The sequence below is a fragment of the Mesorhizobium sp. LjNodule214 genome, assembly GCF_964252735.1.
GTDB lineage: Bacteria > Pseudomonadota > Alphaproteobacteria > Rhizobiales > Rhizobiaceae > Mesorhizobium.
Genome location: NZ_CAXUPE020000004.1, coordinates 151,221 through 168,849, shown reverse-complemented (window position 1 = coordinate 168,849; position 17,629 = coordinate 151,221). Strand labels below are relative to the sequence as shown.

15 protein-coding genes and 1 pseudogene are annotated in these 17,629 nt (G+C 58.2%); 7 read left to right on the top strand and 9 right to left on the bottom strand.

What is annotated here, in order from left to right:
* Positions 1-2: 2 nt before the first annotated feature.
* The 7 genes from ACSQ3Z_RS32550 to ACSQ3Z_RS32520 form a co-directional block, all read right to left on the bottom strand.
* On the bottom strand, positions 3-863 hold the full coding sequence (locus tag ACSQ3Z_RS32550) for a site-specific integrase (RefSeq protein ID WP_258598415.1): 861 nt from the start codon (positions 861-863) through the stop codon (positions 3-5).
* A gap of 138 nt (positions 864-1,001) precedes the next feature.
* Positions 1,002-1,700: a glycoside hydrolase domain-containing protein gene (locus ACSQ3Z_RS32545; protein ID WP_436175301.1), complete on the bottom strand. Its 699-nt coding sequence runs from the start codon at positions 1,698-1,700 to the stop codon at positions 1,002-1,004.
* 117 nt (positions 1,701-1,817) lie between these two features.
* A complete protein-coding gene (locus ACSQ3Z_RS32540; protein ID WP_436175300.1) occupies positions 1,818-2,390 on the bottom strand; it encodes a glutamate acetyltransferase in 573 nt (190 codons plus the stop codon).
* A gap of 137 nt (positions 2,391-2,527) precedes the next feature.
* Positions 2,528-3,403 (bottom strand): hypothetical protein, encoded by an 876-nt coding sequence (locus ACSQ3Z_RS32535; protein ID WP_436175299.1) that lies wholly within the window; start codon positions 3,401-3,403, stop codon positions 2,528-2,530.
* A 132-nt stretch (positions 3,404-3,535) separates the two neighbouring features.
* Positions 3,536-4,270, bottom strand: coding sequence for a helix-turn-helix domain-containing protein (locus ACSQ3Z_RS32530; protein ID WP_436175298.1), 735 nt, complete (start codon positions 4,268-4,270; stop codon positions 3,536-3,538).
* A gap of 231 nt (positions 4,271-4,501) precedes the next feature.
* Positions 4,502-5,455 (bottom strand): LysR family transcriptional regulator, encoded by a 954-nt coding sequence (locus tag ACSQ3Z_RS32525; protein WP_436175297.1) that lies wholly within the window; start codon positions 5,453-5,455, stop codon positions 4,502-4,504.
* 479 nt (positions 5,456-5,934) lie between these two features.
* Positions 5,935-7,356 (bottom strand): alpha,alpha-trehalose-phosphate synthase (UDP-forming), encoded by a 1,422-nt coding sequence (locus ACSQ3Z_RS32520; RefSeq protein ID WP_436175296.1) that lies wholly within the window; start codon positions 7,354-7,356, stop codon positions 5,935-5,937.
* Between the two features lie 534 nt (positions 7,357-7,890).
* Between ACSQ3Z_RS32520 and ACSQ3Z_RS32515 the strand changes: the two genes are divergently transcribed.
* Positions 7,891-8,061: a Tn3 family transposase gene (locus ACSQ3Z_RS32515; RefSeq protein ID WP_425462890.1), complete on the top strand. Its 171-nt coding sequence runs from the start codon at positions 7,891-7,893 to the stop codon at positions 8,059-8,061.
* A 601-nt stretch (positions 8,062-8,662) separates the two neighbouring features.
* On the opposite strand, the gene ACSQ3Z_RS32510 is transcribed toward ACSQ3Z_RS32515, so the two are convergent.
* A complete protein-coding gene (locus ACSQ3Z_RS32510; protein ID WP_436175295.1) occupies positions 8,663-9,691 on the bottom strand; it encodes an IS110 family transposase in 1,029 nt (342 codons plus the stop codon).
* A 1,752-nt stretch (positions 9,692-11,443) separates the two neighbouring features.
* Here ACSQ3Z_RS32510 and ACSQ3Z_RS32505 point away from each other — a divergent pair.
* The 3 genes from ACSQ3Z_RS32505 to ACSQ3Z_RS32495 all read left to right on the top strand — a co-directional run bounded on the left by ACSQ3Z_RS32505 (position 11,444) and on the right by ACSQ3Z_RS32495 (position 12,795).
* Entirely contained in the window at positions 11,444-11,635 is a 192-nt protein-coding gene (locus ACSQ3Z_RS32505) for a hypothetical protein (RefSeq protein WP_125006927.1), read from the top strand.
* Between the two features lie 138 nt (positions 11,636-11,773).
* Positions 11,774-11,974: a hypothetical protein gene (locus ACSQ3Z_RS32500; RefSeq protein WP_436175294.1), complete on the top strand. Its 201-nt coding sequence runs from the start codon at positions 11,774-11,776 to the stop codon at positions 11,972-11,974.
* 143 nt (positions 11,975-12,117) lie between these two features.
* Positions 12,118-12,795 (top strand): ProQ/FINO family protein, encoded by a 678-nt coding sequence (locus ACSQ3Z_RS32495; protein WP_436175293.1) that lies wholly within the window; start codon positions 12,118-12,120, stop codon positions 12,793-12,795.
* A 601-nt stretch (positions 12,796-13,396) separates the two neighbouring features.
* Here ACSQ3Z_RS32495 and ACSQ3Z_RS32490 read toward each other — a convergent pair.
* Positions 13,397-13,717: pseudogene (locus ACSQ3Z_RS32490) on the bottom strand (TCP-1/cpn60 chaperonin family protein); the annotation flags it as partial.
* Between the two features lie 695 nt (positions 13,718-14,412).
* On the opposite strand from ACSQ3Z_RS32490, the gene ACSQ3Z_RS32485 reads away from it, so the two are divergent.
* The 3 genes from ACSQ3Z_RS32485 (at position 14,413) to ACSQ3Z_RS32475 (ending at position 17,618) form a co-directional block, all read left to right on the top strand.
* Entirely contained in the window at positions 14,413-15,096 is a 684-nt protein-coding gene (locus ACSQ3Z_RS32485) for a GntR family transcriptional regulator (protein WP_436175292.1), read from the top strand.
* A 587-nt stretch (positions 15,097-15,683) separates the two neighbouring features.
* On the top strand, positions 15,684-16,319 hold the full coding sequence (locus ACSQ3Z_RS32480) for a KpsF/GutQ family sugar-phosphate isomerase (RefSeq protein WP_436175291.1): 636 nt from the start codon (positions 15,684-15,686) through the stop codon (positions 16,317-16,319).
* A gap of 357 nt (positions 16,320-16,676) precedes the next feature.
* Positions 16,677-17,618 carry a sialidase family protein gene (locus ACSQ3Z_RS32475; protein WP_436175290.1) on the top strand — a complete coding sequence of 314 codons (942 nt, stop codon included), beginning with the start codon at positions 16,677-16,679 and terminating at the stop codon, positions 17,616-17,618.
* The last annotated feature ends 11 nt before the right edge of the window (positions 17,619-17,629 follow it).

Genomic DNA, 17,629 nt, shown 5'->3' with positions numbered 1-17,629 from the left:
GGTTAGCCCGGCGGCACGACTTCGATGTTCAGCTGGTCGAGCGGGCTCGTCGTGCGCCGGATGAGGCCGTTCGAGACCTTGGTGTAGCGCGCCGTCGAGGAAAGATTGTTGTGGCCAAGCAGCACCTGGATGATGCGGATATCGGTGCCGTTCTCGAGCAGATGCGTGGCGAAGCTGTGCCTGAGCGTGTGGACCGTCACACGCTTGTCGATGCCGGCGGCGGCTCGCGCCGAGCGGCAGGCCGAATACAGCACCTGCACGTCGATGGGCCGATTGACGTCTCGGCCGGGAAACAGCCAGCCCTGCGGCTTCGCCAGACGCCAGTAGACCCGCAGGATACGCAGCAGCTGCGCCGACAGCATCACGGTGCGGTCCTTGCCGCCCTTGCCATGCTCGACACGGATCACCCCGCGACCGCTGTCGATGTCGCCGACCTTCAGCCCGACAGTCTCCGAGGCGCGAAGACCTGCTGCGTAGGCCGTCGTCAGGGCCGTACGGGTCTTCAGGCTCGGCACCGCCTCCAGGAAGGCGACGACCTCATCGGCGCTCAACACCACCGGCAGCGTGCGTGGCGAGCGAGCATAGACGATACGCTCCGGAATCTCGGCATGGCCCAGCGTCACGCCGTAGAAGAACCGCAGCGCGCACACCGTCTGGTTCAGCGCTGGCCACGAGATTCCGGTCGAGACCAGATGAACTTGGAAGGCGCGGACGTCCTCCAGACCGAGCCGGTCCGGCGAACGGCCAAAGTAGCGCGAAAACTTCGCCACGGCATGCACGTAGGATCGCTGCGTGGCCGGCGACAGATTGCGGATCGTCATATCCTCGATCATGCGCCGGCGAAGCGGGCTCAACTCGGCCATTTTATTGCTCCTGTTCTCAAGATTGCGCTTCAACAGCCGCAATCCTCTAAAACAGAAGCTTCACCCGCAAACCGACCTGCCAAATGCCGCGTCAGCGGCTTCGTTCAATCCTACGATTCTCTCAAAACAGGAAACGCTCTAGGCCAGCGAGCCTTCGCCCGACTCATCAACTTGGAAGGCCCCGATCTCCCTCCGAGGAACCCGAACGATATTGCGGTCATAGCCCACCCCAGAGGAGCCATGGGCAACCTCTGGAGGTACCTGCCGCATCGACCATCGGTTGGAATAAAAGAACTGCTCGGTTCCAAGAAACAGTGGCGACATAGATATCCATGGAACCGTGATCAGTACCTCCGCCAATAATTTTGAGAGCACGGCACCGCTACCATACGCGCCGACTACGAAAGTGCCGTTGATCTCCTCTTTAATCGCGTGGAAGTAGGCGAGGATAGGGCCATCGATCTGCGTAGCCGGATAGTCCAAATCGACGGCGAAAAAAATCGTACTGCCTCTATCTTTCGGCTGGCCGACGCGCTTTGCGAACCCCATAGCACTCCTTGCATTTGCAGTACCGATCGAGCTCGAGAAATTGGAAATATGGCGGCTGCCGTCCTGGAAAATCGGTAGAATTCCGAAACCGTGCCCAGATAGTAGTTTGGCCTCCACTGGTGTGATGGTTTTTGGCCTCGCGGAACTCGCGTAATACCGAATGACCGTGGTCACCCCTGATCTTCGCAAGAAAGTGAGAAATTTCCGGCCTGCCGCATTGTTGAGACGGACGCTGACATCCGCTGCGGACCATCCGTCCGCCTTCGCGAAGTCTTCATGATAGGGCATGGGCTTTCCCGCTACAAAGGGCACCGCCGACTTCGCTCCGCTGACGAAATCTGCGGTATTCACATATTCAACGAGCGTGCTGCTCCTTCTGGCTGAATGTAACGTCTGGCATACGGATCAGAGCAAGACGCGCAGGTAGTAAGGTGAGTCGCTCGGCGGGCCGAAGCGGCCGAAAAGCTGCGCGATAGTGGACTGCGTATCCTTTTTTGACAGATTCAGCCACGCCTTCAGCAATGTCGAGGTGACGGCGAAACTGCCAGGGCTTCCACCATCGAAAACGGCAAGGCAGGTTAAAGATAAATAGATTTTCGCGGAGTCGGATTGATCCAGGATGAAGCAGTTGAATGCAGTCGGTTCGCCGTATCTGCTCAGATAGACACTGATGGGCTTCGCCAGATCGACGCCTGCTTTGTCGCCGTCGGCAGCATCGGCGCAAATTGACGCGAGGGTACTTGGCAAATCCGCAACGGCCATCGTGCGGTTCAGGGTCGTCGAAGCCGTGGCGGCCTCCACCTGGTTCGGCACCATCTGCATCGCATTCTGCCAGATATCAGGATCCAAGTTCAGAATTGAGCCTTCGGACAGTTTCCGGATCAAGCCTGAGCAAATCCTCTCCGCTTCGAGGGGGCCGCTGCTATGGGCGCCGATTACCAGGAAGAGGCCCGCAGTTGTTTCTGCGATGGGGTTCATAGTTGGTTTCTTATAGAAGCGGGGCCGGAGTTCGTCGGCACCGCTGTCAGCCGGACCTGATCTATGACGCTGGCGAGGTTTCTTCGAATTGACACCGTCGGCTGGTGCGCTGCTGCTTTTGAGACCAATCATTAGGATCAGACCTTGGGCGTGATGTCTTGTTGCGGGGTCGAGCCACCATTAAAGAAGTTCTTGGCATTCATAAACTGCTCGGTCGCGTTCTTATTCACGATCTCCTGGAAGTTTTTGTAATCGGGGCCGCCGTTGCGGATCCGGCGGGTCTGAACGATATTGGTAACCTCGCTATAACGTAGGTCGACGTTGACATATCGTGTCGATGAGCACGAAGATTGTAGATCAAGGAAGTACTCATTGAACGTGACTTCTCGAAGAACAATTGCTCCGTAGTCGTAGTATCCGCCTGCCCCGTTATCGAGAAGGTAGCTTTGGTAGGTGCATGTCAGAGCCTTGTACTGCTGCGACTTGCTGTTGGCGCTAAAGGCCAGGTTGCCCATCTCAGTGAGGAAGGACTCGAAATCCGTTAGCAGAGACGCCCCGTCAGTGACGATCGCCTTCGCGATCAAGGAGAGGAACGTGGCTGAAACGGAGGTGCCAGAAAACTTGTTTGAGTAACCTTTCTGTTTTTGCGCTCCCATCGAAAGGTCGGGAATGTTGCCCACAACGTTCGTCCAGGTGTTGATGTCAAGTTTTTCCGCATCAACCTTAGGATAATGGGTATGCATGTAGTCGTGAATGAGTCCTCCTATAGCCAGAAGGTTGTCCTGATTTTCTTTCATGATGCCGCTGTACGCCGGGTCATCGGTCTTCTGACCAATGAGGTGAAACTGTACTGTTCCTTGATCGTTGGCGATCGTGTCGTCACTGGGGCGCGCAGCACCTGGCTGGGCCAAAAGAAGGGACTTGGCGCCGAAAAAGGTGCTCGCCGCCTCATAGTTCTTGTCCGAATAGCTCTGTTCATGCCCTTGAAAATGCGCTGCGACCGCGTTCAACATGCTTATCTTCCTTTTCTGAGCGTTGCTGCAAAGGCCGCAAAGTGCCTGGAGCGGGTAAACGCTTGAGTATCAGGTAATCTTTGCGTGTCTTCACTGGCTGTATACCAGTTTGTTTCGATCCCCACCTTTGCGTCAGGCAGACCTTTCTCTGCGCGCCGCCATTTTGCGATAGCGCAGCGGCGAGAGCCCATGAATCGCTTTGAACGCCGTCGAGAAATTGTTGCTGTTTTCGTAGCCTAAGGATTCAGCGACCTCGGCCACGCTTTCATGCCCGCTTCGCAAGCGGGCGGCAGCCTCCATCATCCGGTAGTGCCGTAACCAGGTCATAGGCCCGCAGCCAAAGGCAGCCTCGAAGCGGTTGACGAGCGTTGTCTTGTTGGTCCCGGCTATGCGCACCAGTTCGCTGAGGGCGATCTGCTGACCGACTCGCTGTGCCAGCAGATCGCACGCCTTCTGAACGAGGGGGTCGGCTGAGAAGAATAGCGGTGCAGAACGCCGCGCGATCTGGGCGACGCAGGCGATCAGTCTGCTTACAACTTCCTGCTCGATCAGTGGCCACAACAGGTAATCGGAATACCCGTCGGAGAAAACCGCCTCTCGGTCCAGCCTGTCTTCGGAAACCAGGGCTAGTTGCACCAGCCCGGAAGAGAGCTTCGCATGACCGTACCCATGTTGCTCCGGTTCGCGGCAATCGATGATGACGATTTGCGCGCAGTGCCCCAACCGCAACAAACGGTGCTCAAGGATATCGATCTGCCGCGCTTCGTTGGGCAGATTGCCGAAGATCCGAGAACTCGCAATTTGTGCCAAACACTTACCTGCCAAAGGGTCCGGGCCAAGATACGCGGCCAGAATCGATGCATGCACCACACCCTGCCTGCGAAGGCCTTGACGCGGCCGAACGGCGGTCGAAGAAGGAGGGTCTTGGGTTGTGTAGTTGGCTGTAAGTGTGAATACCTTCTTCACAGCAGATGCTCGCTCGAAGTCAGCGCGCGTCGGTTTCACTGAGTTGGGACAGCGGAACCAGCATCACGTCCGATGGACGAGGGGGGTAATCAACTGGCTCGGTCCTGAAGATAGTGCCAGACCTCGATCGCATCACGCTTCTTCCCTTGGCGAAGCATCAGCCGTTTGCCCTCTCATTGTCGATGGACGCGCCAACTCTGTTCCCGCCGCCGCTGCGGCGGCAATCTTGTGGCGCAGCCAGTGATGTTCTGGGTCGCGATGGCAACGCTCGTGCCAAATCAGCCCAACCTCGTAAGGCGATAGTTCCACCGGCGGATCGACAATCGCCAGGGGGAGCAAGGCGGCGATCCGTGTCGCGACGCGGTGTGGTACAATCAGCACCAGATCAGTCGCCGCGATGGCTACAGCGGCCGTCAGGAGGTTGGAAACCAGCACCGGATCGCGATCTCGGAGGTGTAAATTTGCCAGATCGTCATGCACCCGTCCGAAGCCGCCCTTAGAATCCGAGTCAACGGCAGCGTGGCGCAGGGCAGCGAAGGCCTCGATCGTCCATTCCTGCGCCAGGGCTGGGTGGTCGCAACGTAGCAGGCAGGCGAAGCGATCAGTATAGAGCCTGCGCCGAAAGAAGCCCGGTGGCGTTTCACCGGTCTGCCCAACGGCCAGATCGATCTCACCTTGTTCAAGCCGCCGGAGCGCGCCAGTTAGAAACGAGCCGGTGACGATGTCGAGATTAGGCGCGTGCTCGCGCAGCAGGGGTAGGAGAGGCGGCAGCAAGATCAGGGCTTGGTGGTCGGGTATCGCCATTATTGTCTTTGATCGCCATTCCCCCTGGCGGTTCACGATCCCGCGGAGCGCATCCAACACCGGCGGCAGCATTCGGGCCAACCGTTCGGCCTGCGGCGTCGGGACCAAGCCGCTCGAGCCGCGAACCAAGAGGTCGTCATTGAAAATGCCACGCAGCCTTGTCAACGCTCGGCTCATCGACGGTTGGCTCAAGCGCACGTGCCGAGCCGCATGCGTGACGTTGCGGTGCTCCAGCAGCGCCTCAAGAGACACCAGTAAATTCAGGTCAATGGATGCCAACATTTGCTGTGGCCGTGGGGCGCGAGCGCCCTCGACTATCGGTCGTGGCCGCTCACGCGTGTTTGAAGAAAGCTGCCGACTGCAAGAGAGCTCACCCATGTCTTTTTCCTCTTGTTTTAAATTGGAATGTGCTCATGCTACGTCTTGAGATCTGGCGTGCGGTGTAGGTCGATGCTGCTTAGCCCATCAGCAATGTCGCCAACCTGGTGGTCGACATATTCAATACACGGGGTCTCGTCAGCGAAGCGATGACAGTCGAATACTCGACGCCGACGGAGCCGGGGACGAGAGCCCTCTTGCGCGGATCGGCCAAACTAGTTTGATGTGTGACCGCAGCCGCGAGTTCTTCGCTCCCGTGCCAGCATAATCGGCTACAACCCAACTGGGTGGTTGGCCTGCGGTCATCGCCATCCACCACAGCACATTAACCACGCCTCGGCGAGGCCGGAATGCTGCCCTGATTCAATTAGTCGCGATCAGCCTCATGTTGGCAAGTCCGCCGCCTCGAGCTTGGCGAGAAAGCCGTCGCACCATCGATAGACATCATGCCCGATGAGACTGTGCTTCATTGCCTTCCAACGGTCTTTCCGTTCGTCTGGCGACATGCGAAATGCCTGTTCCGTGGAGGCCGCCACAGCCTCTGGGTCATAGGGATTGACAAGCACCGCTCCCTCCAATTCGCCAGCGGCGCCGGCAAATTGCGAGAGCACGAGGACGCCCGGATTGCTTGGGTCTTGCGCAGCCACGTATTCCTTCGCCACCAGATTCATGCCGTCGCGGAGCGGCGTCACCAGGCCAACGCGTGCCAGTCGATAGAGGCCGGCCAGTTGCAGCGGGCCATGGGAACGATTGGTGTAGTGTACTGGTACCCAATCGATGGTTCCAAGTTCCCCATTGACACTTCCCACCAGTTCGGCGATGCGCTTTTGCAGCGCCAGATAGGCCGGTATTTCCCCGCGGGATTTCGGGGTAATCTGCAGCAGTAGCGTCTTGCGGACGCGATGGCTGTTACGATCAAGGAAATGGCGAAACGCCACGATGCGCTGATCGATGCCCTTGGAATAATCCAATCGGTCGACACCAATGGCGACGTCACAGCCAGCAGTCCTCTTGTAAACTTCCTGCAGATCCCCGTCGCGCGTCGCTAGCTCTGCGAGGCTCTCGAACTTGGCCGTGTCGATACCGATTGGAAAAACCCCGCAGCGAAACTCCCGCCCTTTGACCAGGCAGCTACGGTCTTTCATGAGACGCCCTAAGTTTCGGCGGCGTAGACATTCGGCGAAGTTGTCAAGATCGTCGTCGGTTTGAAAGCCGACAAGGTCATAGAACGAAAGCGCTTCCAGTAATTCTTCGCAGAGCGGCACGGTGGCGAGGATGTCCGCCGGCGGCCATGGTATGTGCAGGAAAAAGCCGATCCGGTTGCGGCAGCCGCGTTCGCGCAGTTCTTTCCCTAGAGGGATCAGGTGATAATCCTGCACCCATATGACGTCGTCCTCGCGGTGGAGCGGCATCAAAGACTCTGCGAAGAGTCGGTTGACGCGGTAGTATCCTGACTTTCTAGCGTCGTTGTATTCGGCGAGGTCGACACGGCAGTGGAAGACCGGCCAAAGAACCCTGTTGGCGAAGCCGTAGTAATATTCGTCCAGATCCTTCTGCGAGAGATCCGCAAGGGCATAGGTGATGCCGTTGGCCTCCTGCATGGTCGGTGACACCTGGTTCTTCTCGGTTTTCACCTTCCCCGACCAGCCCATCCAAAGCCCGCCTCGTTGCTGGAGCGCGGCGTTCAGCGCAATGGCCATCCCGCCCGGGGGCAGTGACCCGTGCTCGTCGGGCAACGCAACCCTGTTGGAGACAATGACCAGTCTGCCGTCTCCACCGTCCCCAACACTCATAATGTTTTTCATGGTCACTCCTGTTGCCTGTCAGCTTTTGGCTTCGATCTCTGCCAAGTTAGTGACGGTCATCAGGTGGGACAATCTCATTAGGCGTATGGTAGAATAGCGCACACAAATAGGCACTAAGCGGGACAGGAACTGAGCTCGCAAAGCTTCGGTTTTTGGATCATGTTTCTCCTAAGTTTTTAACCGAGAGCGTGGACCCGATTCCCTACGACCACTAGTTTGGCAGACCGGCGCCCCCGGCTCGCGATGAGCGCATCAACCTCCCAATTTTCCCAGACCTTTGTCACCACCTCTACGAATTCGCCCGCGCTCTTGTAACCGTCGGCGTGGGTTGGGTGTCGGTCAAAGCCAAAATTCAACGCCGCGACCCCGACCATTTGACCAGACACGCTTTCATTGGCTGCGATCGGCGGCGGATGCGCCTGGTGCCTCAAACCTGGCCGGCTGACCGAACGGATTGCCTTCCTGCGCAAGCTGGAAATCGACCTTAATCTGGCGGGCATCGATCAACACCGGTGCGGTTGTGCCCTCGACGATTTGAAGAAGCTCTCGGCATCACCGGAAGGAAAGCCAACTGGGCAAACTCTTCGGGAACTCGGCCGCGTCGAGCGGTCGCTCTCCATGATCGAATGCTATTCGAGTCCCGCATTGCGCCGGCGATCTCAGGCCCGGTCGTCCTTGATGGCGCTCAGAGCAACGGCTATGTGAAACGCGGTCGCAAACCCGGCAGGCCGCCGGTTCCAACCGGCCTGAGCAAGCACCCACTCAGGCGTCCCTACCGGAAGTCGGGCGCGCCGTTCGCGGACGTCGATCTGCGGCTGACGGAGAGTGACAAGAATCCTATCGCTGACGTCGTCACGATGCTTAGCGATCCCGCTGCGGCCGGCCCCGGCCAACGAAGCTAGTTCATAGCGGCGGCTCTCTAAGCCGAGGGGTGCCTGACTGAACGGTACCTGATCCGGGCTGGCAATCCCGACCAGGTGACGCCCGATCGGGCTCTCTCGTTGTGGCCGTCCCCACGGCCATGAAACATTTCTTCTGTGGTTGCCGCCCGTTGTGCAAGGAGCTTCTGATCTTTTGAACGTGTGATCGAGTGCGGTCTTCTGTCAGGCCTTTGAGTGCGGCGCTTCCAAAAGCCGCTGGCCGGTATGGTGATCTGCGGATCGGGTCCAAATCTACTTTCCGTGCTTGCAAGCTCAAGAAATGTCACTGGTTTTCCCTATCCGGATCGGTTCGATCATGCGCCCATTCGGGTCGTCGACTTCTCACACCTCCTTACCGGCGTTAGCCGTCCGTGGTCAGCATCAGTTCATGCCGCAACGGCCAACGCCGGATCCCGATAGTTTTCCTGTTTCGTCAGCATAGCCCAGATTTTGCGAGCCATCTTGTTTGCCAGTGCGATCGCCACCAGCATCCGCGGTTTCCTGGCAAGCATCCGGGCTAGCCATGAGCCCTGGAGGGGCGATCGACGGCCCGCCCAGCTCACGCGGGCCATTGCGCCGATGATCAGCAGCCTGCGGATGTCGGCCTGACCGGCTTTGGACACCCGGCCGAGCCTTTCCTTGCCTCCGGACGAGAACTGCCTGGGCACAAGCCCGAGCCAGGCCGCAAAGTCCCGCCCGCACTTGAAGCTCTCCATTGCCGGGGCAAAGGCTTCAATCGCAAGGGCCGTCATCGGGCCTATGCCCGGCATGGTTTGGAGCCGTCGCGCAACGTCGCTGTCGCGGGAAAGATCCGCGATCTTTCTTGCTTTGTCCTCGATCCTGGCCGTCTTCTCGCTGATCTGGGCCAAAAGATCGCGGCATTCCTCCCGCACGATGTCCGGCAAGCGGATGTCGGCATCATCGACCATCGCCTCGATGCGCTTTATGTGGGCGATCCCTAGAGGAACGACATGGCCATATTCGTAAAGCACGGCACGTAGCGCGTTCACCAGTTCCGTCCGCTGGTGAACGATGCGCTCCCGGGCCCGGAACAAGATCGCCCTGGCTTGCTGATCAGAGGTCTTAGGCTCCACGAAGCGCATCTCCGGACGCTGTGCTGCGATGACGATCGCTTCTGCATCGGCGGCATCGTTCTTTTGACGCTTGACGAAAGGCCGCACATATTGTGGCGCAATTAGCTTGACCTCATGGCCCTGTGTCAGCAATTCCCGCGCCCAATAGTGCGCGCTGCTGCAAGCCTCCATCACCACGACAGCGGCTGACTGGCTCCCCATGAACCGCAAAAACTGGCCGCGAGACAGCTTCTGGCGAAACAGAACCCGGCCCGTCATAGTTGCACCGTGAATCTGGAAAACGCTCTTTGCCAGATCCACGCCGATCATAATATCCTTCATCTGCCGTCCTCTCGTCTCGGTGGCCCAAACACACCACCATCATGGCACATCGCGATGCCGTTTGGAGAGGGCGGCAACCACCCCATCTACTTTGCTGGCGCCCGACACATCGGCCGAGCGCTAGCCGCCCTGCGTCGAACTGCGCCTGGTCAATCAAGAACAGCGCGGAAGCGGTTACAGGGGGCATGTCGCGATGCGTTCGTTCGCAGATAGTGCAGTGTTCTGCAAGTCAGCAGCTCCTATGTCGAGATGGCAGCGCCTCGCGGTAGCGCGGGTTCTGCGGGCCGCATCGACCGCCGCGCCTCGCCAGATCGAGCGGCGTAGAGCCTCCAACATTGGGTTCGCGGTGCCGCAGTCCTAGCCAGCGAAGGTCGTGTTCGTCATCCCCGCGGTTCGCGTGCATCCGCCGCTGGCCCATCTAATGCGCCTCGCCCCCGCGGACAGCAAACAGCGAAGCCGCCATGGCCGCGAAAATCTCGCAATGTCAGCTTGATTCCAGGTCCCACCCTCCACTTTTGCGAGGTGATCCGTGCAGGTGCCGGTGGATCATTTCTCACCGAGTTTCAGCCTTTGCTAGGGCCTCCTGCCCTCCCTGCCGCGCGTCACTCTACCCTGCTCGCATCGCTTCACCTCACGCGGGAAACAATGTCGTTACGGGCATCCTGTGCGGCAAATGGCACAGCGATAAGACAGAACGCAGAACGCCATAATGGCGTCCGCCAAGCAATGGGCCTCGAGGATGCGGAGGCTTCGGTCAGCCATGAGTTCGATTCCTGCAAGCGGGCCGGCTCTTTAACCAGCCTTCCCTGGCGCTCACGCGCCGACACTTTCGCCACGGTTACCTCCGGTGTGGAGAAGTTGCATGTCGCAATCCGCTGTCGGTCAGGGACTGGCACACGGCCAACAAGGCGCGTTCCGGGCCTGACACCGTCAAGCTCGGAGGGCATTCCTAGTCAAGTGGTTGCAGCTCCAGTCGGCTTTATGAAGTCGGTGACCGGCCTAAGAAGCTTCCTGATCCCCGCACTGCGACATTATTCCTGACCCGCTCAATTGGATCAGGCTACCCTAACAAAAAGACTCGGCACAATCTGGGTGCCGGGTCTTTAAGGTCACATGTGATTGGGTAGGTGATGTGACGCTTCTTGGCTACGCCCCGCATGATTAACGAGCCGTTAACTGCGCGGCATTCCTCAGCTTCTATTCGGCGAGAAGAGCGACCACATAGGTTTCTTGGCGCCGGGACTAACCCATATGTCCCGGACAATGTGCCGGCGTTATTGCGTTCATGGGTCACTGGATGACGATTTCGCTGTTTACGGTGTCAGTCAAGAGGGCGCGCTGCATTTGCGTTCGCAAGCTGTCCCATCAGCGAGATGTAATGGCGGAATTTCCTATCTAGGAATCAATGCCCGACCGCACAAACGGGAGTCTGCTTCCGATTTGCTGCCGCCTTCGCCGCGATCTTCGCCATCCGGCTGATTGCCGCCGCAAGCCTGCGCGTGCCATGGCTCGACAGGTCAGAAACTCGGGACGGCTTATGGATGATGCTGGGGACCCATTGGCAAGGCTTGTGGTAACCCTATTGCAGAGTCAACCGGGCCAGGGTGACGCAATCAGGGGCTCTCGCATACAACCGGTGTTTGGTTACTCCCGGATCATCTGCGATTTAAATCAAATACGTCCAAGGATATTGACGATTGCGCGACCCTCACCTCGTAGACGGCTAACGCGGGCGGCAACTGAGAGGATGAAATGACAAGCGATTTTTCCGCCGCGCGAGTGCATCTAGATCGAGCGTATCATTATCTGCGAGGTGATGACCCGATGAGCCGGAGGGGGCGCGAAGCCTTGGATTTGCTAATTGAGGCAGTTGCCGGCGAGGAGTTCAAGCAGCCGAGCCAAAACGCGGACGTGCTAATGTTTCCGATGGGGCGTCGCTTCTGAGGCGATCTCCAAGGTGGCAATCATGAGCGCCCGTGACGGCATGAGCCGATTCGGCAATCGAATGGGAGTCCGAGGCCTGTCGCTCACAAACTTCGGAATTTCGCTGCGCCTATTGTCATCGGCGGCAGCTATTCCGGAATGGCCGCCGCCCAGCAGTTCCGCCGCGCCCGCGCCAGGTTCCTGGTGATCGACGCCGGGTTGCGGCCGAACGCTTTTTCCAGCCATTTGCCTGCCTTCCTGTCCCATGACGGCGTCGATCCGGCCGAGATCAGGAACGGTCGCCTGAGCAGCTTTCGCGCTACGCGACCCCCTTGTACGACGGAACGGCCGAACGGGTGAGGAGCCGCGACAGTTTCGGCTCCTACTACCCACCGACGGCCTCCGCGGAGAGCCGTCGAGTTGTCGCTGCCGGCGTTTGATATGCGCTGCCAAGGGTCAATGGGCTGGCTGAGATATGGGAAAACAGCGTTCCACGGGCCCTGATGTATGACTGTGAACTCTATCGGGACGGTTCGGCGTGGGTTGCTGCCGATCCTGCTCGGTCCACCAGGCACTTCGTCTGTCCGAATAAGACCGCTGCTTTGCCCTGCGGAGCGAATGCTCATTTTTCCATAATCATTGCATATATCAGTGCTAGGAAGGTCCGAATTGGAAACGAAAACAATGGGGCGAGGCTTATGATGTTGAGCCGTAGCCGAGGCAAATCGCCTGCACAGCTTTTCCGCTATCTGTCGGCCAAGTGGCCGGCGGCCTTCAATGCGAAAGCGCCCAGACCGCTCAAGATCGGCATCCATCATGACATTCGCGTGCTTGACGGCGAACTGTCTGATGATGAATTAAGGAGAGCCCTGCTGGCGTATACCAAGATGGCCAGATACTTGGCGAGACTGGATGCCGGCGCCGCACGGGTCGATCTCGATGGCAAGCCGGCCGGCGTGGTCTCGGATGCCGACGCGGCGACCGCCAAGGCTTTGCTGAGGGCCCGCAAGCAGAAACAAGAGGCGAAGCAAACGCCGGAGCCAAGGGTAGAGCCTCAACCGCCAGCCAAACCAAAACCGAAGCGAACCGCCGTGTTCAAGGAGAAGAATACGGCCGACAGCCCGACCGGCATAGTCGTTGAGACGAAGCGTCGCCGGTCATTCCGAAAACCGATGACTTGATCGCCGCTGAGCGATGGGTCGTGCCGACCGGGACAGCCCTCAGGGTCGGAGCACATGGCGCCCCGCGCCAATCCGAATTGCCGCGATCGCAATGGAGTTGCCGCATTCGCGCTGGCGAAACGGAGTGGTCGGTCAACCCTTCTTCGGGATGAACGAGAGGCCGGATGCTATTCCGATGGTCGTTCTGGCCACCGCCGCGACCTCTATCGTTCGGGATGGCAGTTAGGTCGATGCCGGCCCAGATTGACTGTGTGGCCGCTTCACGAGCCCACGCTTCTGTTTGATCTCGACGGCAAGGGGCCGCTGCTGCCTCATGCTCTCGGCGACTTGGGGAGGTGCGAACATTATCTAGGCCGATTGCACGTTTTCGCCACCGCTCCCTCATGCTCATGAGAGGGTTCGAATCGTTGATTGTCTTCGAAGCCACGAGGCCAGCGGCTCTCCGCCGCATCCGTGCCCGCGCTCGCTTCTAGTCCTGCTTTCACGACCAGCGCTACTACGGCTATACGGTCGGTGTACGCGCCGAACATTTCCGGCCGGATCCGACTTCAAGGAAAAGGCGGCATCGCTGCCGCCCTCGAGATTGTGAGACGCGTGGACCTTAGAAATCCATGCCGCCCATGCCGCCCATACCGCCGCCGCCCATGCCGCCAGGCATGCCGCCGCCGCCAGCCGACTCCTTCTTCGGAGCCTCCGCGATCATGGCTTCGGTGGTGACCAGCAGGCCGGCGACCGAGGCCGCGTCCTGGAGAGCCGTGCGCACGACCTTGACCGGATCGACGATGCCCATGGCGATCATGTCGCCATATTCGCCGGTCTGGGCGTTGAAACCGAAGGTCGCGCCTTTGTTCTCAAGGATCTTGCCGGCAACGATCGAGGCTTCCGCACCGGCGTTTGCCGCGATCTGGCGGGCATGCGGTTGAGCATCCAGTCGCCGACAAGGTTGACCGAGATAGCGAGCGCCGCGATCGCCGGGCCGGAGGAGGACGCTTGAACCTGTCCTGATAAGCCAGACCGACCACCAAACCGGAAAGCGCTACATCACCTATCCGGGTCGCGATCCTTGGGTTTTGCAGCCGTCGACCTGCTTGCGCCGGTCCGATCACGTTCCGGATGCGACACCGTCTATGTTTGAGACCCGACACACTCAGGGCGCAGGTATTCTCCGACGCGTCACAAATTAGACCGTCTTGTTCTTTTGCTCGCACAACCGCTGCGATGGCACGAAGATTGCTTATGACATTTGGGCGCTCAGGGCGAAGGAACATAATGGAGAATACCCATGCAGCGAAAGGAATAGGTATGAGGGTTGCAGCTTTGTGAAACTCACAAGCCTAACTAATGTCTTGTGTGGAGCTCGACGACCGAAAGCAGATCGAAAGCATACTGACGGTGTTGCAAGGAGGCGGCCATCAGGACGGCTGTTTTTGGCCAAAGGAGAAATGCCACACTATCCCGATGTTCGTCCGTCGAGAACGACTTCGGTGTGCCGCGCAAATTTACATCGTCACACGCTCATGTAATGGGCTGCTACGCCCTTCGGATGTGGAATGCATCGGGCCAGATACAGCTTCCGCCCTTAGAACCTTGCACGCTCAAACGGCAGAGGAATGAACTTTGGTAGCAATCGGCCGAGAAAGGCCCGAGTCCCCCTACCGCCGACTAAAGGAACTTGTCGTCAACTATCAATTCCGCCCTCAAGAGCCGCTAAGCCCTGTAAGCATTGCCGATCGACTGCGTGTTAGCGCGACACCCGTCCGAGAAGCATTAGCGCGTCTCCACGGTGAAGAGCTTGTTAATCTAGTAGCAAATCGTGGGTTTTATGCAAAGACTCTCGATCTAAAAGAGATGAGAGATCAATATGAATTAGCTTTACAGATTTCTATCAACGCAATTAACCGCCAATTTATCGACACAGAAGCGATGAAGGTACTATCAAATCTTACTCGGCGCGAGATGGTTGCGTACTCTGCATGTCGTTCAGAGTTTATAGAGGATTTCTATCTTGGCATTGCAGCGCTCACCGGAAACGGAGTCATGTCCCGGTCCATCCGCAAGTTTAACGACCAGACCCATTTCGTGCGTTCTATCTATTTAGAGGCCGATGACAAGTTCAGTGAAATTGTCGATGACATGTCTACTCTCGTTAGCGTATTGGAACGTGGCAATATCACGGACGCAATCACCAATTTGAGGCGTCAACGGGATAAGAAGCTGGCGCAAATGAGTGATCTTGTTCGTGAGGGTCTTGCTCGCTCTCTGATAGCTTTCAAGCAGAATGGAGCTCAGACTGTCGGCTGAGCGAGACCGGCGTCTAGGCGAGATCTGGTGCTGCGGCGAAACTCGAGTGCATTGGGAAGCATTCACTACTGCGCGGTTAACGGCTTTCGCGCGGGAGCCATGAAGGGCCCGGGTGCGTGTGGGGCCGGTCGCAAACTGACATATCCCGGCGCCTCTCAAGCCGGTCGACAAACCGAGTTCCCGCTTTGAAGGAGTGGGCCGCGCTAGCTTCCATGACCGGACAGATTAGAGGTAGGCGAAGCGGGTCCCAATCATGACAATGGACTTAGACGTCGCGATCTCCTTCGCCTTTAAGGGCGGCCCGAGCGGCCGCGAAGAGGCCCAGTGGCTCGTGGAAAGCAACGATCAACAGGAGCGGACGAGAAGCAACAGCGCCGACTAGCGTCGATCTGCGGGTGAACACTCCTAGTTGTTGGGGGAGAGCCACGCCGATGCCATTACAAAACTGCAGCAAAAACTTAATCAAAGATCACCCCCGCTATGCCAGCGATCGACCATAGTGCCGCTAATGAAAAGGATGACTTAATGACGACTTTAAACTCACGCGTACAGTCATTTGCATGAAGAGCCCGCACAATGAGACCCCAATGTGGGCCACGGCCGATAGCAGAATGGTGATGCTTGAGCGTGCGAAGGCCATCATTCGACAAGAGGCCGCTGCGTTGGAAAGCCTGTCGAACAGGCTCGATGAGAGTATCTGTATGCTCGCGGCCTCCATCCTCTCGTCAACGGGCATGGTCGTGGTGTGCGGCATCGGCAAATCGCGACTGGTTGGAGAAAAGATCTCCGCAAGTCTGGCATCGACCGGCACGCGATCGATCACGCTCGACCCAGTCGATGCCTTACACGGAGATCTCGGGCGCGTGCGCGCAGGGGATGTTATTCTTGCGCTCTCTAATTCCGGGGAAACTGCTGAACTTCTGCAATTCATCCGCGCTGTCCGGCACCTCCGTGTCATCGTGGCCGCGATCACGGGACGAGCCTGCTCGTCTCTGGCGCATGCTGCCGACGTCGTGCTCGACATCGGACTGACGCCGGAAGCATGCGCGCTCGGTCTGGCTCCCACAACCTCAACCACGGCTATGGGCGCGATGGGGGACGCTCTAGCACTCATCTTGCAGGAGCGGCGAGGATTCACACGCCAGGATTTCGCGCGTCTTCACCCGAGCGGAAGTCTCGGTCGGGAGTTGAATGCGAGTAGGCGATCTGATGTGGCCGGTTGAGTTTCGATGTGCTGCTCGCATGACGGACGAGGTTCTGCGATGCGCGCCTTAGCAGATGACCTCAAGATCGTTTACCGGTCCGAGCGGCCCCAGGATATCTATTGCTACACGCCGGGCCTCGCTGTCACGGCGCAGCGCAGAGTTGTTGCGACCTTTGATCTAGGCGGTGACGGGGTTAGAAACCTCCTGGGGCCGAAAGGATCTCGCGCGCGAGGTACGCGATTCGGAATGGGCAAGGTTTGCTTGTCCGACGATGGTGGCCGTTCCTGGGCCGAGCGACATTCGTTTCCGTTCTGGCATGCTCGGCCATTTATAGCTGGCGGGCGGCTATACATCCTCGGCCATGCCGGGGACCTCATGATCATCGCTTCCAGCGATGAAGGGGAGACATGGAGCGCGCCTGTCTCGCTAACCTCGAACATGAAATGGCATGGGTCGTCCTGCAACGTGCACTACTCGCATCAACACGTTCACCTTGCCATGGACGAGCGGCGCGATCTTTCAATCGAGGGTTGGAACACTGCCGGTTTGGCTCCACGGGTGCTGCGTGCTAATACGAACGACGATCTGCTTGATCCGAAAAGCTGGACGATTTCGGAGGCTCCCGCGTTTAACCAAATAGTGTCCGCGGACGATTTAGATCATTTTGGCATCCCATTCTATACCACGCCAACCCGAGCTCCGGCCGAACTTGGATTGGGGCGTGTTTGTGCCCCGATTGGCTGGCTTGAGCCTAATATTGTCCAATTCCACGATCCGCGACATCTCTGGCACGATCCGGCCGGCCGTACATTGCACCTCTTCTTGCGGGCGAATACCGGCGGAACTGGCTATGCAGCATTGATAAAGGTGGTCGAGCAGGCTGACGGTCGTTTAGTTACGGCATTGGAGACCGTGCCCTCTCGGAGAATGTCTCTGTTCATCCCGCTGCCGGGAGGTCATCTAAAATTCTTTATTCTCTATGATGACGGGAGTAAGCTGTACTGGCTGCTAAGTTCACAACCGACAGATTCAATGGTGCGTCTTACACACATGTCGTCGGAACGCTACAATTTGCCGAATAATGAGCGGCACAGGTTACAACTTCACTTCTCGAAAAACTGCGTCGATTGGTGCTTTGCAGGAATAGTGGCAGCCGGTCAGAGCGAACGTCACGCACGGAACTATCCGAGCATGGCAGTCGACGGCGATGATCTTCTCGTTTTATGTCGGTCAGCCGATGACGAGGGACGGGACCCGCAATACGCCAACCTCATTACGTTTCATCGCGTCAAGGAATTCCGCAATCTCGTCTATTGAGCTTTTGTCTT

Excerpts from the sequence above, each read along its gene's own strand:
- ACSQ3Z_RS32550 (WP_258598415.1), bottom strand. The coding sequence starts at position 863 with ATGGCCGAGTTGAGCCCGCTTCGCCGGCGCATGATCGAGGATATGACG.
- ACSQ3Z_RS32545 (WP_436175301.1), bottom strand. The coding sequence starts at position 1,700 with ATGCCCTATCATGAAGACTTCGCGAAGGCGGACGGATGGTCCGCAGCG.
- ACSQ3Z_RS32540 (WP_436175300.1), bottom strand. The coding sequence starts at position 2,390 with ATGAACCCCATCGCAGAAACAACTGCGGGCCTCTTCCTGGTAATCGGC.
- ACSQ3Z_RS32535 (WP_436175299.1), bottom strand. The coding sequence starts at position 3,403 with ATGTTGAACGCGGTCGCAGCGCATTTTCAAGGGCATGAACAGAGCTAT.
- ACSQ3Z_RS32525 (WP_436175297.1), bottom strand. The coding sequence starts at position 5,455 with ATGTTGGCATCCATTGACCTGAATTTACTGGTGTCTCTTGAGGCGCTG.
- ACSQ3Z_RS32520 (WP_436175296.1), bottom strand. The coding sequence starts at position 7,356 with ATGAAAAACATTATGAGTGTTGGGGACGGTGGAGACGGCAGACTGGTC.
- ACSQ3Z_RS32510 (WP_436175295.1), bottom strand. The coding sequence starts at position 9,691 with ATGAAGGATATTATGATCGGCGTGGATCTGGCAAAGAGCGTTTTCCAG.
- ACSQ3Z_RS32505 (WP_125006927.1), top strand. The coding sequence starts at position 11,444 with ATGACAAGCGATTTTTCCGCCGCGCGAGTGCATCTAGATCGAGCGTAT.
- ACSQ3Z_RS32500 (WP_436175294.1), top strand. The coding sequence starts at position 11,774 with ATGGCCGCCGCCCAGCAGTTCCGCCGCGCCCGCGCCAGGTTCCTGGTG.
- ACSQ3Z_RS32495 (WP_436175293.1), top strand. The coding sequence starts at position 12,118 with ATGTATGACTGTGAACTCTATCGGGACGGTTCGGCGTGGGTTGCTGCC.
- ACSQ3Z_RS32480 (WP_436175291.1), top strand. The coding sequence starts at position 15,684 with ATGTGGGCCACGGCCGATAGCAGAATGGTGATGCTTGAGCGTGCGAAG.
- ACSQ3Z_RS32475 (WP_436175290.1), top strand. The coding sequence starts at position 16,677 with ATGATCATCGCTTCCAGCGATGAAGGGGAGACATGGAGCGCGCCTGTC.